Genomic DNA, 15,856 nt, shown 5'->3' with positions numbered 1-15,856 from the left:
CCTCGGTAGGCTGCACATCCATGCCAGCCCCGGCCACCCCTGACGCGCGGCGTCAACCACCGCTGCTGACCATGCTCTTCTGGGCGGGCGTCGCTCTCGCGCCGGTGGCGGCGCTGATCCTCCTGGTTGCCGACGGTAACGGCCCGTTGCGCTTCGCCGCGGTGCTCGCCATCCTCGCGGTGGTGCTGATCGGTCTCTCCATCGCGCTGCGGCCCGACGGTGAGGACGCGTCGGTGCGAGCCGACGAGCTGCTGGACGAGATCGAGGAGCTCCGCCGGGAGTTGCGCGCTGAGATCGTGGCTGTCGCGCAGCGCGGCAACCAGGCGCTCGACCAGGCGCACCGGGCCCAGGAGGGGCTCGTCGCGATCCGCCGCCGTCTCGACGCCAGCGGTGCCGCGCTCGCCGGTGCCGCTCCGGTCGGTGCCGCCGCGCCGCCCGGGGAGCCGGCGAATCCTGGCCGGGCGCGGGTGTCGGCGGTCGAGCCGCCGGTGGACAACGTACCGGTGGCCCGTAGCCGGGTTCCGGTGCCGGGTGACGCACCGCCGGGCCGGGCCCGGGTGTCCGGCCCGGACGACGCGGCCCGCTGGGGTCGCTCCGAGCACGCCGACGACGGCGAGCCGGCGTACCCGCGAGAGGCCGTCGAGTCACCGGCAACCGCAGGGACGTACAGCGCGGAGCGGCCGGCTGCCACCGCGTACGGCTCGGCCCGCCCCCGAGAGCACGACCGCCCCGAGCCGGCGCACCGGCCGGTCGGCGTGGTCCGGCACACCGAAACCGTGCATGTCACCACCCGACACACCGTGGTGGACGGCGGGCCGGCCGAACCGGCTGGGCGCTACGGCGGCGGGTACGCCGGCCAGTGGACCTCGCCAGCACAGGAGTGGACCCGGGGCGGCGATGCGGATGAACGTCCCCGCTCAGCCGGCCGAGGGAGAAATGAGCCGGAGGAACGCCCCCGAGCCGGGTACGGCGACGACCGGCGATCCGGCGACGACCGGGCCCGCCCCGGCGACGACCGCTCCTGGGGTGCGCCGGCCGTGTCCCGGGGCGAGCCCGAGTGGATTGATCCGCGCGACGCGTACGCCCAGCCTGACGAACCCGGCTCGGCTGCCCGGTCGCACCGCTCACCGGAGAGGCCGGCCGCGGACTCCTGGGACAGCCCGGACGATCGCGGCTGGTCGGAGCAGCGCGATCGGGCGAGTGCAGCCGCTCCGCAGACCGGGCCACCCCTGCGGGCCGACGACACGGGCGAGTACTGGTCGCAGTTGCGGGCCGGTGACCGGTGGGCCGCCGTACGCGACGACGAGAACGGCCGTGAGCTGCGGGTCGGCGAGCGCCGAGCCGAGATGCACGCCGACGCCGCCGGCACCGAGTACCGGATGGCCGACCGCTGGGCCGCAGTCCGTCATGAGGAGCCGCGCCGTCAGGAGGAGCCGCGCCGCCACGAGGAGCCGCGCCGTCATGACGAGTTCGAGTCGTACCACCGGGACGAGCCGGCGCCTCGAACCGATCGCGACGGCGGCTGGCGGGCCGAGCCGGCGGACCGGCCGGCGCTGCCGGTGGGCGGTGTCCCGGTGCCCGACGAGTGGCGCCCGCCGCGCCAGCGTGGTCACCAGTCGGAACCCGCACCCGAGCGGCCCGGTCGGCGCCGAGTCGACGAGCGCTACGGCTACCCACCCCAGGACGACGTACCGCGTGCCGGTGGCACCCCGCCCGGCGACCGCTGGCGCTGACAGGTCAGGCGGCTGACGTCATTTGTCGATGTCGCCGACCACGAAGAACATCGAGCCGAGGATCGCGATCAGATCCGGTACCAGGCAGCCGGGGAGCAGGGTGGCCAGTGCCTGCACATTCGCGTACGAGGCGGTGCGCAACTTCAACCGCCACGGCGTCTTCTCCCCCCGGGACACCAGGTAGTAGCCGTTGATGCCGAGCGGGTTCTCCGTCCAGGCGTAGGTGTGCCCCTCCGGCGCCTTGAGCACCTTCGGCAGGCGGGTGTTGATCGGCCCGGTCAGTTGGTCCACCCGGTCCAGGCACTGCTCGGCGAGGTCCAGCGACGCGTACACCTGGTCCAGCAGCACCTCGAAACGGGCGTGGCAGTCCCCGGCGGTCCGTGTGACCACCGGTACGTCCAGCTCGTTGTACGCCAGGTAGGGGTCGTCGCGCCGTAGGTCCAGGTCGAGCCCGGAAGCGCGGGCCACGGGCCCGGACGCGCCGAACGCGGCGGCGTCAGCGGCGGAGAGCACGCCCACGCCCACGGTCCGGGCGAGGAAGATCTCGTTGCGTCGGATCAGGTGGTCCAGGTCGGGCAACCGCCGGCGTACTTCGCCGATCGCCGCGCGGGCGCGGCCCGTCCACCCGTACGGCACCTCCTCCTTGAGGCCACCCACCCGGTTGAACATGTAGTGGATCCGGCCGCCGGAGACCTCCTCCATCACCGCCTGGATGGTTTCCCGTTCCCGGAAGGCATAGAAGATCGGCGTGATCGCCCCGATCTCCAGCGGGTATGAGCCGAGGAACATCAGGTGGTTGAGCACCCGGTTCAGCTCGGCGAGCGCCATCCGCAGCCAGGTGGCGCGCTCCGGCACCTCCATGCCCATCAGGCGTTCCACCGCGAGCACCACACCCAGCTCGTTCGAGAACGCCGAGAGCCAGTCGTGCCGGTTCGCCAGCACGATGATCTGCCGGTAGTCGCGCACCTCGAAGAGCTTCTCCGCGCCCCGGTGCATGTAGCCGATGATGGGTTCGCAGGCGACCACCCGCTCGCCGTCGAGCACCAGCTTCAGCCGCAGCACTCCGTGCGTGGAGGGATGCTGCGGGCCGATGTTCAGCACCATGTCGGTGCCGAGCTGCTGATCGCCGGTGCCGGCGACCAGGCCGGCTCCGGTGCCGACGGTCAGTTCACGGAGGTCCCCGGCGTCGGTGGTCATGCCCGTCATCGTGCCACGGCCCGGCCGAGCGGGATGCCGACCGGTTGGCGCAACCACCAGTGCCCACCGAGCCCAACCGGGTCGGTCAGCTCCGCCACCTGCGACGCGGCGGCCAACGCCCGCACGTAACCCGCCGGGTCGGTGCCGGCCATGCTCAGCGGCGGTCGGCCGCCGTCGGCCCCGAGCGCGCGCAGCGCCTCCCGCTGCAGGACCAGGGAGTACGCACACCGGGCGACCGCCGCACCAGCGGAGGCGACCGAGTCCATGGCCACGTGCGCGGTGACATCACTCGACCCGTCGGGCACCGGAGGCACCTGCCGCCCATCCCGGTACCCGGTCAACGTCCCGTCGACCGGCCTGGTTTCCCGCAGGTGCCCGTAGTCGACTGCCACCGCCAGCCCTCGGCTGATCTTCTGGACTGCGTTGGCCCAGGCTTCGTCCCTGCTTCTTCCGATCTCTGCGCGGTGGGCGCTGTGGGGGGTTTCGGGGCAGCCCGGCCGGCTCCGGGCGGTCAGGCTTGATCCCTGCGCCGGCCGGGCTGCCCCGAAACCCGACTCGCTTTCGCTTGTCGCGTCTGCTGAGGTCAAGGCCGAGGTCCAGTCCGGGGCACTGTTCGTACTGGTCGGGCTTGTGGGGCTGGGCCACCAGGTCTTCAGCCAATCAAGATCGTCGGGGCTTGCCGGCTCGCCGATCGACTCGGCGCCGCTCTCGGGGTCGACCAGCACGTACCGCCAGCCGTCTTCGGTGTGCACCGCTACGTCCAACGGGACGTTGTCCAGCCACTCGGTGGCCAGCAGCACTCCTGTGATCCCGGCGGGGATCTCGGATGTCCAGTTGATCTCTTCGGGCAGGTTCTCGGGGCGGGCCGCGTACTCGACTGCTGTGAACCGCACCCGCTGCGCAAGCGACGGACGGGCGGCGACCATCGGCGCAGCCTCGGCCGACGCCCCGGCGGAGGCCGTGGGAGTCAGGGTTTCCGGGGAGCCCGCCCGCGGAGGGATCAAGCCTGACCGCCCGGAGCGGGTGGGCTCCCCGGAAACCCCCACCGCACCCCCGACGGCGGGTGTCGACGCGACGAGCCTGAGCAGGCCATGCAGGAGTTCACCGCGCCCGGCTCCGACATCGACCACGTCGAGCCGCGACGGGTGGCCCAGGGCGGTGTCCACCTCTGTGATGAGGCGTAGGAGCGCGGCGGCGAAGGCTGGGGACGCGTGGACGCTGGTGCGGAAGTGGTCGGCCGGCCCGGTGTCGGCGACGAAGAAGCCGCCCGGCCCGTAGAGGGCCCGGCTCATCGCGTCTCCCCAGGCGATCGGCATCAGCTCACTCCGAGTCTCTCGTGCGCCGTGATCACCCGCAGTGGCCGGCTCGACGCCGGAGGGCCGTGCGGTGATCAGGTGATGAAAAGTAGGTCAGAAACGCTCCGGGTGCCTATTTTTCATCAATTGATCAAGATGTTGCGGGAACGCGCTGGTGGGCAGCGCTCCTGGGGCGGTCGGGGACGGTGGCGAAGGGCACTTCCGGCGGTGGTGAAGGTTTTCACACATGCTTGTCCGGGTTCGGTAGGCCGGGCGCATACTTGCGATCGACCGGTACCCCTTCTCGAGGACTGGATCGTCGTCATGAGCGCACCGCTGCGCCCGCGTCCGGCCGCCCCGCGCGGGCCCGCCGTTCTCGGCACCCCCGCCACCTCCCGTCTGCTCACCGTCGGTGTCGTTGGCGCCGGTCGGGTCGGCGCCGTGCTGGGCGCCGCGCTCGCCGCCGCCGGGCATCGGGTGGTCGCCGTCTCCGGCAGTTCCGGAGCCAGCCGCGCCCGCCTCGCCCTGCTGTTGCCCGAGGTGCCCCGCCGCCCGGTCGCCGCCGTGGCCCACGCCGCCGCCGACCTGCTGCTGATCGCGGTGCCGGACGACGAGCTGGCCGGTGTGGTGACCGACCTCGCGGAGCGGGGCGCGCTGCACCCGGGCCAGATCGTCGCGCACACCTCGGGAGCGCACGGACTGGCCGTGCTGGGGCCGGCCGCCGAGGTCGGTGCCCGGCCGCTCGCCCTGCACCCGGCGATGACCTTCACCGGTACGCCAGACGACCTGGCCCGGCTGGCCGGCATCTCGTACGGGGTGACCGCCCCGGCGGAGTTGCGCCCGCTCGCTGCCCGGCTGGTCGCCGACCTGGGCGGCGTGCCCGAGTGGGTGGCCGAGTCGGACCGCCCGCTCTACCACGCCGCGCTGGCCCACGGCGCGAACCACCTGGTGACCCTGGTCAACGAGGCGACCGACCGGCTGCGCGACGCCGGGGTGGCCCGGCCGGAGAAGGTGCTCGCCCCACTGCTGCGGGCCGCCCTGGAGAACGCGCTGCGGCTCGGTGACGACGCGCTGACCGGCCCGGTCTCCCGTGGCGACGCGGGCACCGTCCAGCGGCACCTGGACCGGTTGGCCGCCACCGCACCGGAGTCTGTTCCCGCGTACCGTGCGCTGGCCCGCCGGACCGCCGACCGGGCGATCGCCGCCGGCCGACTGCGGCCGGTCGACGCGCAGTCGCTGCTCGGTGTGCTGGCCGACAGCAACAGGGAGGTGACGGCATGACGCAGGTTGTGCACACGCGCGCCGAGTTGGCCGAGGCCCGGGCTGGGCTGACGGGCACGGTCGGTGTGGTGATGACCATGGGTGCGTTGCACTCCGGGCATGAGACGTTGCTGCGTGCGGCCCGGGAGCAGGCCGACCACGTGCTGGTGACGATCTTCGTGAACCCGCTGCAGTTCGGGCCGAACGAGGACTTCGACCGCTACCCGCGCACCCTCGACGCGGATCTGGAGGTGTGCCGGCGGGCGGGTGCGGATCTCGTCTTTGCCCCGTCGGTGGCCGACATGTACCCGGACGGCCAGCCCCGCGTACGCCTCGACCCGGGCCCGCTCGGCGCGGAGTTGGAGGGGGCGAGCCGCCCCGGCTTCTTCCACGGCGTACTCACGGTGGTGCTGAAGCTGCTCCAACTCACCCAGCCGGACCTGGCGTTCTTCGGCGAGAAGGACTACCAGCAGCTCACCCTGGTCCGTCGGATGACCCGGGACCTGGACGTGCCGGTCGAGGTGGTGGGCGTGCCGACCGTTCGGGAGCCGGACGGGTTGGCGCTGTCCAGCCGCAACCGCTACCTGAGCGAGCCGGAGCGGGACGCCGCGCTGAGTTTGTCCGCCGCGCTGCGGGCCGGTGGGCAGGCCGCCGACGAGGGCCTGGACGCGGGTGCGGTGCTGACCGCCGCACACGCCGCGTTCGGTGCAGGTGCGCCGGGTGCCCGCCTCGACTACCTGGTGCTCACCGATCCCGAGTTGGAGCCGGGGTTGGTGTCCGGGCCGGCCCGGCTGGTGATCGCCGCGTGGGTGGGTGCCACCCGGTTGATCGACAACGCGGCGATCCACCTCGCACCTCGCCCCTGACCTGGCCGCACCACCCTCCACCACTTTCGTGAAAGGCCACCCCAATGCTGCGGACGATGCTCAAGTCGAAGATCCACCGGGCCACGGTGACGCAGGCCGACCTGCACTACGTCGGTTCGGTGACGGTGGACGAGGACCTGCTCGACGCCGCCGACCTGCTCCCCGGCGAGCAGGTGGCGATCGTGGACATCACCAACGGTGCCCGGCTGGAGACGTACGTGATCCCGGGCGAGCGGGGCAGCGGTGTGATCGGTATCAACGGTGCCGCCGCGCACCTGGTGCACCCCGGTGACCTGGTCATCCTGATTTCGTACGGGCAGATGGACGACGCCGAGGCCCGGTCGTACCGGCCGCGGGTGGTCCACGTGAACGCCGACAATCGGGTGATCGAGTTGGGCGCTGACCCCGCCGCTGTGGCGCCCGGCATGGTCGGTGATCCGGTGCCCAGCCCGCTGGCCCTGTCCGGAGTCTGATCTCCCGCGACGCGATTCCGGTCTGTTACCGGAAGGTCATTTCCGGTTACCCTTGGCGCGCTGGCGGAAGCCGGCGGTGGCTGGGGGAGGCCGCTATGCGCAGAGCCACGACGACCCTGTTCGCCGCTGCCGTGGCGGCGGTGCTGCTGGTGGGCTGCGCCGGCTCCGGTGGCCTGGATGGTGACCTGACCGACGACTGGGCGGCGCTGCCGCCGCCGTCGGCGTTCACCCCGGCCGCCGGTGTGTGTCAGGCCGCCGACTTCCTCGATGTGGTCACCCTGGCCAGCTACGAGCCGGTGGACTGCGCCGGCCCGCACCGGGTGGAGACCGTGCATGTGGGGGCGTTCCCGGTCGAGCGGTCGAGCGCCCCGGCGGGTGGCTCGGCGGAGTTGCGGGGCGCGTTCGCCGAGTGCGACACCCGGGCGACCGGCTACGTGGGCGACGACTGGCGGGCCGGCCGACTGCGACTGTCGGTGGCGCTGCCCTCCGGGCCCGGCTGGGCGGCGGGCTCCCGTTGGTTCCGGTGCGACCTCACCGAGCTGAACACGGTCGAGGCTGGGGCCACCGTGGTGGTTCGATCGGGCAGCCTGCGGGACGCGTTGAAGGGGGCCGCCGGGCTGCGGCTCGGCTGTCAGCAGACCCGCAAGGCGGCCGGTCGGGCCGTGCAGACGCTGGCCCCGGTGGAGTGCGCACAACAGCACGACGCCGAGTTCGTCGGGGTGTGGCGTGCACCGGACATGGCGTACCCGAGCCGTGACTCCGACTGGGCTCCGCTCTACACCGGCTGCCGGAGCGCCCTCGCCCGGTTCGTGGGTGTGCCGGACGACGCCAGGCTGAACTTCCGCAGCGGTGTGGTGGTCCGCCCTCCGGGTGCGGGACGCTGGCGGGTCGGTGACCGGGGCGTCCGCTGCTACCTGTGGCTCAGCGACCGTACGGTGACTGTTTCGCTGAAGGGCGCGGGCCCGGCTGGCCTACCGGTCCGGACGAAGTGACCACGGCCTGACGGTCGGCACCGCGCGGGCGACGCCGGACGGGGTCGCCGAAAACACTCGTCCCGCCCCCGCCGCCCCGGACGAGGACGGTTCGGGTTGACTGAGGGGATGGACCTTCCCACCATCGACCTGCCGGCCCTGCCCGCGTTGCTGGCCGCGCCCGCGCCCGGCTGGGTGGAGACCACCGACGTGATCGTGGTGGGTTCCGGGGTGGCCGGGTTGACCGCGGCGCTGCACCTGCGTGAGGCGGGTCTGCACGTCACGGTGGTCACCAAGGTCAACATCGATGATGGTTCGACCCGATGGGCGCAGGGCGGCATCGCCGCGGTGCTCGACCCGACGGACACCCCGGCGGCGCATGCCCGTGACACCGAGGTCGCCGGGGTTGGGCTCTGCGACCCGGCGGCGGTCCGGGTGCTGGTCGAGGAGGGCCCGACCCGGCTGCGGGAGCTGATGCGCATCGGGGCGGAGTTCGATCGTCACCCGGACGGCTCCTTGATGCTGACCCGTGAGGGCGGGCACCGGGCGGACCGGATCGTGCACGCGGGCGGCGACGCTACCGGTGCGGAGGTGCAGCGGGCCCTGCACGCCGCGGTGCAGCGCGACCCGTGGATCCGGCTGGTCGAACACGCCCTGGTGCTCGACCTGCTGCGCGCGCCCGGCGACGGCCCGGACGGGCTCGGGCCGGCCTGCGGGATCACCCTGCACGTGCTCGGCGAGGGCAGCGAGGACGGCGTCGGTGCCCTGCTGGCCCGGGCGGTGGTGCTCGCCACCGGCGGGATGGGGCAGATCTTCGCGGCCACCACCAACCCGGCGGTCTCCACCGGCGACGGGGTGGCGCTGGCGATGCGGGCCGGCGCGGCGGTGACCGACGTGGAGTTCGTCCAGTTCCACCCGACCGCCCTGATCACTCCACCCGGCGCGGGAGTCCCCGGTGCCGGGCACGCGCAGCAGCCGCTGGTCTCCGAGGCGTTGCGCGGTGAGGGCGCGTACCTGGTGGATGCCGACGGCAAGCGGTTCATGGTGGGCCAGCACGAGTTGGCCGAGCTGGCACCCCGGGACGTGGTGGCCAAGGGCATCCACCGGGTGTTGCTGGCCACCGGCGCGGACCACGTCTTCCTCGACGCGCGGCACCTGGGTGGGGACTTCCTGGCCGGGCGGTTCCCCACCATCGTGGCGTCCTGCCTGGCGATCGGCGTGGACCCGGCGACCGACCTGATTCCGGTGGCACCGGCCGCCCACTACGCATCCGGCGGCGTCCGCACCGATCTGCGCGGCCGCACCTCCATCCCGGGCCTGTACGCCTGCGGCGAGGTGGCCTGCACGGGTGTGCACGGCGCGAATCGGCTGGCCAGCAATTCGCTGCTGGAGGGTCTGGTCTTCTCCCGGCGGATCGCTGAGGACATTGCGGCCGGTCTGCCCGAGCAGGTTCAGCCGGCGGACACCGGTGCCTGGCGCGGGGGCGCCGGCTGGGTGCTGCCCGCGGAGGTGACGCCGACCCTGCAACGGGCGATGACGCGGGGGGCCGGGGTGCTCCGATCCGCGGCGACGCTGGCCGAGACAGCCGGAACGCTGACCGAGCTGGGCGCTGCCCGGGGCCGGCCGCGGACCGCCGACTGGGAGGCGACCAACCTGCTCACCGTGGCGTCCACGCTGGTTGCTGCCGCGTACGCGCGCGGCGAGACTCGGGGTTGCCACTGGCGGGAGGATTTTCCGACGGCCGACGAGCGGTGGCTGGGCCACCTGGTCGGGTCGGTTGGGGCGCAGGGCCGGATAGGGCAGCACTGGGAGGGGCGATCTTCATGACGGAGTCGACGCAGGCGGCTTTGCAGGCGGCAGGGTTGGATCCGGCGCAGGTGCGGCAGGTGATCGAGACCGCGCTGATCGAGGATCTGGGCCCGGATTTCCTGGACGTCACGAGCGTGGCCACCATTCCGGCGGAGCAGACCGACACCGCCGATCTGGTGGCCCGTGCGGACGGTGTGCTGGCCGGGATGGCTGTGGCCGCCGCCGTGTTCGAGTTGGTCGGCGAGGTGACGGGCTTCGGTCGTACCGTCGAGGTGTCGGTGGTGGCCCGCGACGGCGAGCGGGTGGCCCGCGGTGCGGTGCTGGCGACGGTGACCGGCCCGACCCGGCTGCTGCTGACGGCCGAACGGACGGCGCTCAACCTGCTCTGCCGGATGTCCGGGGTGGCCACCCACACCCGCGCCTGGGCGGACGCGTTGGCTGGCACGAAGGCGATGGTGCTGGACACCCGCAAGACGACGCCGGGCCTGCGGGCGCTGGAGAAGTACGCGGTGCGGGCCGGCGGCGGCACCAACAAGCGGATGGGCCTCTACGACGTGGCCATGATCAAGGACAACCACAAGCTGGCGGCCGGGGGCATCACGCCGGCCTACCGGCGGGTCCGGGAGGCGTTCCCGGAGGTGCCGGTGCAGGTCGAGGTGACCACGGTCGACGAGGCGGTGGAGGCGGTGGAGGCCGGGGCGGATTTCCTGCTCTGCGACAACATGACGCCGGAGGTGCTGGCCGAGGCGGTGGCCGCGGTGGGTGACCGGGCGGAGTTGGAGGCGACCGGCGGGCTGACCCTGGAGGTGGCGGGCCGGTACGCGGCCACCGGCGTCGACTTCCTCTCGGTGGGCGCGTTGACCCACTCGTCGCCGATCCTGGACATCGCGCTGGACCTGCGGATTGAGTAGCGGGCGCGTCGGCGACTCAGACGGTGGTCAGGGAGCTGGTCGCCAGATTGAAGATCACCCGGTTCTCGGTGTCCTGTCGGCCGTCCAGGCCGTACTTGGCTCGGAAGAGCTCCAGCACCCGGTTGTAGATCTCGGGCGGCAACTCGTCGGCCTCGCCGATGGCGAAGATCTCGCCGGCCGCCTCGGGCCGGTCCAGCACGACGGTCAGCCCGGCCAGGCCGTGCCGGGCCACGTTGCGTACCAGGTCGGTGCCGGCGATGTACCACTCGCCGTCGGAGCGTACGTAGAGCGCGTCGCAGGTCTCCAGGTCCCGACCAGCTTGCCGCAGGCAGAGCCGCAGCGTGAGGCAGGCCGCCAGGTCCTCCAGGGGAGCGGTGTCCCACAGTTCGGCGAACCGGTCGTCGACGAACTCGCCCAACGGGGTCGAGACGAACGCCTCGATCTGCTGGGTGTCGAAGGTGCTGCCCTGCACGGGGAAGAACGAGATGAACGCCTTGCCGTCCCAGCGGTACATCTGCACGGAGGGGGCGGCGCTGTAGACCCGGACCTGAAGTCGGGCGCGGGCCGACTCGGGCAACTCCTCGCTGAGCCGCGCAAGGTGCCACAGGTTGTTGAGGATGGCGACCGAGGCGTCCCGTCGGCGTAACTCCTCGCCGCGCAGTCGGACCGCCGGTGAGTCCGGGTCGAGCAGGAGCACCTTGACGGCGGCGCCGTTGACGAGCGCGGAGCGCAGCGCGGCCACGAACCGGGCCGCGTACGGGCCCTCCAGCATGCTGGTCCAGGTTTCCAGGATGGCCACGATCTCCCGGGACTGGGCGACCCGTTCGATCAGGGCGTCCCGGTCCAGTCGGGGGTGCTCGATGATGCTGACCGTCTGAAGTTCGCGGAAGAGCGGGTTGAGCACCACGTAGGTCAGCAGCGTCATGATCAGAGCGGCGCCGATGTTGAGGTAGAGGTCGCCGGTGAAGCTGCCGCTCTCCCGAACGGACGCCCGCCACGCCTGCACGATCATCCAGATCGCGCCGCCGGCCAAGGCGACCAGCACCAGCACGTGTCGTCGGCGTCGGCGCAGGGTGTTACGACCCCGAACCCACCACGTCCCCGACATGTCCGCTCCCCGTCCGGTCGCGCGGTGGATTGACCCATGCTCATGTAGCGATACAAGCAGGATACGGTCCGCCGGCCGGTCCGCACCCGCCCGTACGGTCGTTGTCTAGGCTGCGTGCGTGCTGCTCTGCATCGACATCGGAAACACCAACACCGTGCTGGCGACCTTCGACGGCGACAAGCTGGTGCACTCCTGGCGGATCAAGACCGATGCCCGCTCGACGGCGGACGAGTTGGGCCTGATGTTCCGGGGTCTGCTGGCCGGCGACAACGTCGAGATCACCGGTGTGGCCGCCTGCTCCACGGTGCCGGCCGCACTGCGGTCACTGCGCACCATGCTCGGCCGCTACTACGCCGACCTGCCGAGCGTCATCGTCGAACCGGGCGTGCGGACCGGGGTGCAGTTGGCGATCGACAACCCGAAGGAGGTGGGCGCGGACCGGGTGGTGAACACGCTCGCCGCGTACACCCTCTACGGCGGCCCGTCGATCGTGGTGGACTTCGGCACCACCACCAACTTCGACGTCATCAGCGGGCGGGGTGAGTTCCTCGGCGGGGCGTTCGCCCCGGGCATCGAGATCTCCTTCGACGCGTTGGCCGCCCGGGCCGCCCAGCTGCGCAAGGTCGAGGCCACCAAGCCCCGCTCGGTGATCGGGAAGAACACCGTGGAGTGCCTCCAGGCCGGCCTGTACTTCGGCTTTGCCGGCCAGGTGGACCGCATCGTCGAGCGGATGACCGAGGAGTTGGGTGAGGTGAAGGCGGTGATCGCCACCGGGGGCCTGGCGTCCCTGGTGATCAACGAATGCCGCACCATCACCCACCACGAGCCGATGATCACGCTGATCGGCCTGCGGATGGTCTACGACCGCAACGTGTGACCCGGGTCGCCGCCGGGTCGGTCGTCGCGCGGGGCTTCACCGCCGTCGGGCGCGATAGACCACGGTCCGGTACGCCATCTCGATGGTCTCCCGGCCGGCCAGGTCCGGGTGGCGGGCGAGGAGGTCGAGTACGTTCCGGTCGACCTCGGCCCGCCCCTGACTGCTGGCGGTCAGCCAGTAGGAGCGGGTGTGCAGCATGCCGAGCAGCTCGTCCGGGGTGAGCAGCGTCCGGTGCACGAACTGGGCCACCTCCACCGGCCCGAAGGCCGGCCCGAAGCCGGCGACCTGCCTGCGCAGATCGGGGGCGTTGTCCCGGAGGTCGGCGATCCGGGTCAGCTCCAGCATCCAACTGGCCGCCCGCTCGTCACGAATGTTCCAGATCGGGGCGAACGTCCCGCCCGACCGGAGTACGCGGGCGATCTCGGCGTGTGCGGGTTCCTTGTCGAACCAGTGGTAGGCCTGCCCGACCAGCACCGCGTCGGCGCTGCCGTCCGGCAACGGCATCGACTCGGCGCTGCCGGCCTGGGCGGTGAGATCCGGGGTGGTGCTGTCCAGTTGGGCGCGCATGCCGGGGTCGGGCTCCACCGGCAGCACCTGGTGCCCGATGGTCCGCACGACCCGGGTCAGGATCCCGGTGCCGGCGGCGAGGTCGACCACCCGGGCGCTGTCGTCCAGACCGTCAAGCGCCCAGCGGACCGCCTCTTCGGGATAGCTGGGTCGGAACCGGTCGTAATCGTTCGCTGCAGCGCCGAAGGAGAGGGCCCGAGTGTGATCGACCATAACGGGCAGGTTATCCGCTAACAGCCCCCGGGACGCTTGAGTACGCTCGGGCCTGACCCCCTGTATCTCCCGTGACGAGGAAGCGTGCCGTGAGCGAGCAGAACGCCGTGCCAGTGGACCCCGCCGACGACCTTCCCGAGCAGATGAAGGTCCGCCGGGAGAAGCGGGACCGGATGCTCGCCGAGGGCGTCGAGCCCTACCCGGTCGGCTTCCCCCGCACGACCACCCTGGCGCAGGTCCGGGCGGGCTACGCCGACCTGCCGACCGACACCGCCACCGGCGACCAGGTGGCCGTCACCGGCCGAGTGATCTTCGTACGCAACACGGGCAAGCTCTGCTTCGCGACTCTGCGCGACGGCGACGGCACCGAGTTGCAGGCGATGCTCTCCCTGGACCGGGTCGGGCCGGAGCGGTTGGAGGCGTGGAAGCGCCTCGTCGACCTGGGCGACCACGTCGGCGTCACCGGTGAGGTGATCACCAGCCGCCGGGGTGAGCTGTCGGTGCTGGCTCAGCAGTGGGAGATGACCGCCAAGGCGCTGCGACCGTTGCCGGTGGCGCACAAGCCCCTCTCCGAGGAGGCCCGCGTCCGGCAGCGTTACGTCGACCTGATCGTCCGGCCGCAGGCACGGGAGATGGTCCGTACCCGAGCCGCCGCGGTACGCAGTCTGCGCGATTCATTGCACGGGCAGGGTTTCATCGAGGTGGAAACGCCGATGTTGCAACTGCTGCACGGTGGTGCGGCGGCCCGACCGTTCGTGACCCACAGCAATGCGTTGAACACCGATCTGTATCTGCGAATCGCCCCGGAACTGTTTCTCAAGCGCGCCGTGGTCGGCGGTGTCGACCGCGTCTTCGAGATCAACCGCAACTTCCGTAATGAGGGTGTCGACTCTTCGCACTCGCCGGAGTTCGCGATGTTGGAGACGTACCAGGCGTACGGCGACTACGACACGATGGCCGAGTTGACCCGCAATCTCGTGCAACAGGCCGCGATCGCGGTCAGCGGCTCGATGGTGGTGACCCACGCCGACGGGCAGGAGTTCGACCTGGGCGGCGAGTGGCGGTCCGTGACTCTGTTCGGCGTGCTTTCCGAAGCACTCGGCGAGGAGGTCACGGTCCGCACCGACCGATCCCGCCTGGTGGAGTACGCGGACAAGGTCGGATTGGCCGTGGACCCGAAGTGGGGCCCGGGCAAGCTGGCCGAGGAACTGTTCGAGGAACTGGTCGTCCCCGGTTTGCAGGCACCCACCTTCGTGCGGGACTACCCGGAGGAGACCAGCCCGCTCACCCGGGCGCACCGCAGTGAGCCGGGGCTGGCCGAGAAGTGGGACCTCTACGTGCTCGGCTTCGAGCTGGGCACCGCGTACTCCGAGCTGGTCGACCCGGTCGTGCAGCGCGAGCGGCTGGTGGCCCAGGCGCAGCTGGCGGCCCGTGGCGACGACGAGGCGATGCGTCTCGACGAGGACTTTCTCCGGGCGATGGAGTACGGAATGCCGCCGGCGGGCGGTATGGGAATGGGAATCGACCGGCTGTTGATGGCCCTGACCGGGCTCGGAATTCGGGAAACGATCCTCTTCCCGTTGGTCCGCCCGGAGTAGTCCAGAGCGGCTCGCGCCGAGTTGTAACGGCATCCTATTGACGCGGCGAGCAGCACGCGGGTTATTGTGCTCTTCTTAGCAGGAGCACCCTGCTCGAAAGGAATGTGGGACGTGGCCAAGCAGATCATTCACAAGCTGGTCGATGACCTGGACGGCGGGGACGCTGACGAGACCGTCAAGTTCGCCCTCGACGGCGTTCAGTATGAGATCGACCTGTCGAGTGCCAACGCCGCGAAATTGCGCGACGCTTTCGCCTCGTACGTGGGTGCCGGCACGAAGGTCGGCCGGGGCGGCGTGGTGATCGGTGGGCGTGCTGCCCGCGGTCGGGGTGGCGCGACCGCCGATCGGGAACAGAACAAGGCGATCCGGGAGTGGGCCAAGAAGGCCGGCAAGGACATCTCGGACCGGGGTCGTATCCCGCAGGAGATCGTTGACGAGTACCACGCGAAGCGCTGATCCGTCAGCAGCTGGGTGGCTAGCGTCACCGCGGGCGACACCGACGCCGGGCCGGAGTAGTTCTCCGGGCCGGCGTCGCCGTGTCTGGCGGCCGGCTCCGGTCGGAAGCGGGTCGCTGGCGGGCCCTCGGTCGACTGACCGCCTCCGGGGCCGGGAAGCATTCCGTGCGCACCGGCGTTATCCACAACCAGTGGACCAATTATCCACAACCTGTGGACAACCATCCCCAGGGTTGGGCGCGGCGTTCGTCGAGACCGTCGGTCCGCCCTCCCAGGGCCTCCCGAAACGCTCTCAGAGCCGGGATCGGGCCCGCGTCGCGCCAGTCGGATTTCGCTCTGCGCGTAGCGACAGGACTACCGGAACACCTCCTGAGCGCGGACGGTTGTCCAAAACGAGGTGCAACCGACCCGGACCAGAGACACACGACCTCAGCTGAGTCGGTCAGCGACGATAGAGTAAGGAGGCACGGACGCCCGTCCCGGACGTTCGTGCACCGGCCCCGCCAAGATTGACCATCAAGGC

Annotated in this window: 14 protein-coding genes; 10 read left to right on the top strand and 4 right to left on the bottom strand. The window is 71.5% G+C overall.

Annotation, left to right across the window (positions count from 1 at the left end; genetic code table 11):
• The first annotated feature begins 20 nt into the window (after positions 1-20).
• Positions 21-1,733, top strand: coding sequence for a hypothetical protein (locus JOD64_RS12685; protein WP_204942419.1), 1,713 nt, complete (start codon positions 21-23; stop codon positions 1,731-1,733).
• Between the two features lie 18 nt (positions 1,734-1,751).
• On the opposite strand, the gene JOD64_RS12680 is transcribed toward JOD64_RS12685, so the two are convergent.
• Both JOD64_RS12680 and JOD64_RS12675 read right to left on the bottom strand, forming a co-directional pair.
• Positions 1,752-2,939 (bottom strand): NADH-quinone oxidoreductase subunit D, encoded by a 1,188-nt coding sequence (locus JOD64_RS12680; protein WP_204942418.1) that lies wholly within the window; start codon positions 2,937-2,939, stop codon positions 1,752-1,754.
• Positions 2,936-4,222 (bottom strand): SAM-dependent methyltransferase, encoded by a 1,287-nt coding sequence (locus JOD64_RS12675; RefSeq protein ID WP_239559493.1) that lies wholly within the window; start codon positions 4,220-4,222, stop codon positions 2,936-2,938. The genes JOD64_RS12680 and JOD64_RS12675 overlap by 4 nt, the downstream gene beginning before the upstream one ends.
• 327 nt (positions 4,223-4,549) lie before the next feature.
• Between JOD64_RS12675 and JOD64_RS12665 the strand changes: the two genes are divergently transcribed.
• The 6 genes from JOD64_RS12665 to nadC all read left to right on the top strand — a co-directional run bounded on the left by JOD64_RS12665 (position 4,550) and on the right by nadC (position 10,515).
• Positions 4,550-5,506 (top strand): Rossmann-like and DUF2520 domain-containing protein, encoded by a 957-nt coding sequence (locus JOD64_RS12665; protein ID WP_204942417.1) that lies wholly within the window; start codon positions 4,550-4,552, stop codon positions 5,504-5,506.
• Positions 5,503-6,351 carry a pantoate--beta-alanine ligase gene (gene panC / locus JOD64_RS12660; protein ID WP_204942416.1) on the top strand — a complete coding sequence of 283 codons (849 nt, stop codon included), beginning with the start codon at positions 5,503-5,505 and terminating at the stop codon, positions 6,349-6,351. Before JOD64_RS12665 ends, panC begins: the two co-directional genes overlap by 4 nt.
• Positions 6,352-6,395: 44 nt before the next feature.
• Complete coding sequence (gene panD / locus JOD64_RS12655; RefSeq protein ID WP_204942415.1) at positions 6,396-6,824, top strand: aspartate 1-decarboxylase; 429 nt, start codon at positions 6,396-6,398, stop codon at positions 6,822-6,824.
• Positions 6,825-6,919: 95 nt separating this feature from the next.
• The gene (locus JOD64_RS12650) at positions 6,920-7,816 is read left to right on the top strand and encodes a septum formation family protein (RefSeq protein ID WP_204942414.1); all 897 of its coding nucleotides are present in this window, start codon (positions 6,920-6,922) and stop codon (positions 7,814-7,816) included.
• 108 nt (positions 7,817-7,924) lie between these two features.
• Positions 7,925-9,622, top strand: coding sequence for an L-aspartate oxidase (locus tag JOD64_RS12645; RefSeq protein ID WP_204942413.1), 1,698 nt, complete (start codon positions 7,925-7,927; stop codon positions 9,620-9,622).
• Positions 9,619-10,515, top strand: a complete 897-nt coding sequence (gene nadC / locus JOD64_RS12640; RefSeq protein ID WP_204942412.1) for a carboxylating nicotinate-nucleotide diphosphorylase — start codon at positions 9,619-9,621, stop codon at positions 10,513-10,515. The genes JOD64_RS12645 and nadC overlap by 4 nt, the downstream gene beginning before the upstream one ends.
• A gap of 16 nt (positions 10,516-10,531) precedes the next feature.
• Here nadC and JOD64_RS12635 read toward each other — a convergent pair whose 3' ends face one another.
• Complete coding sequence (locus JOD64_RS12635; protein WP_204942411.1) at positions 10,532-11,623, bottom strand: hypothetical protein; 1,092 nt, start codon at positions 11,621-11,623, stop codon at positions 10,532-10,534.
• 118 nt (positions 11,624-11,741) lie between these two features.
• Between JOD64_RS12635 and JOD64_RS12630 the strand changes: the two genes are divergently transcribed.
• Positions 11,742-12,500: a type III pantothenate kinase gene (locus JOD64_RS12630; RefSeq protein ID WP_204942410.1), complete on the top strand. Its 759-nt coding sequence runs from the start codon at positions 11,742-11,744 to the stop codon at positions 12,498-12,500.
• Between the two features lie 36 nt (positions 12,501-12,536).
• Here JOD64_RS12630 and JOD64_RS12625 read toward each other — a convergent pair whose 3' ends face one another.
• Positions 12,537-13,280, bottom strand: a complete 744-nt coding sequence (locus JOD64_RS12625; protein WP_204942409.1) for a class I SAM-dependent methyltransferase — start codon at positions 13,278-13,280, stop codon at positions 12,537-12,539.
• Positions 13,281-13,369: 89 nt separating this feature from the next.
• Here JOD64_RS12625 and lysS point away from each other — a divergent pair, with 89 nt between their 5' ends.
• The gene (gene lysS / locus JOD64_RS12620; RefSeq protein WP_204942408.1) at positions 13,370-14,878 is read left to right on the top strand and encodes a lysine--tRNA ligase; all 1,509 of its coding nucleotides are present in this window, start codon (positions 13,370-13,372) and stop codon (positions 14,876-14,878) included.
• Between the two features lie 111 nt (positions 14,879-14,989).
• The gene (locus tag JOD64_RS12615; RefSeq protein WP_110563841.1) at positions 14,990-15,334 is read left to right on the top strand and encodes a histone-like nucleoid-structuring protein Lsr2; all 345 of its coding nucleotides are present in this window, start codon (positions 14,990-14,992) and stop codon (positions 15,332-15,334) included.
• Positions 15,335-15,856 lie beyond the last annotated feature (522 nt).

Source organism: Micromonospora luteifusca (assembly GCF_016907275.1).
Classification (GTDB): Bacteria; Actinomycetota; Actinomycetes; order Mycobacteriales; family Micromonosporaceae; genus Micromonospora; species Micromonospora luteifusca.
Note: the sequence above shows the minus strand (reverse complement) of the source record. Positions and strands in the feature narration are given on the sequence as shown.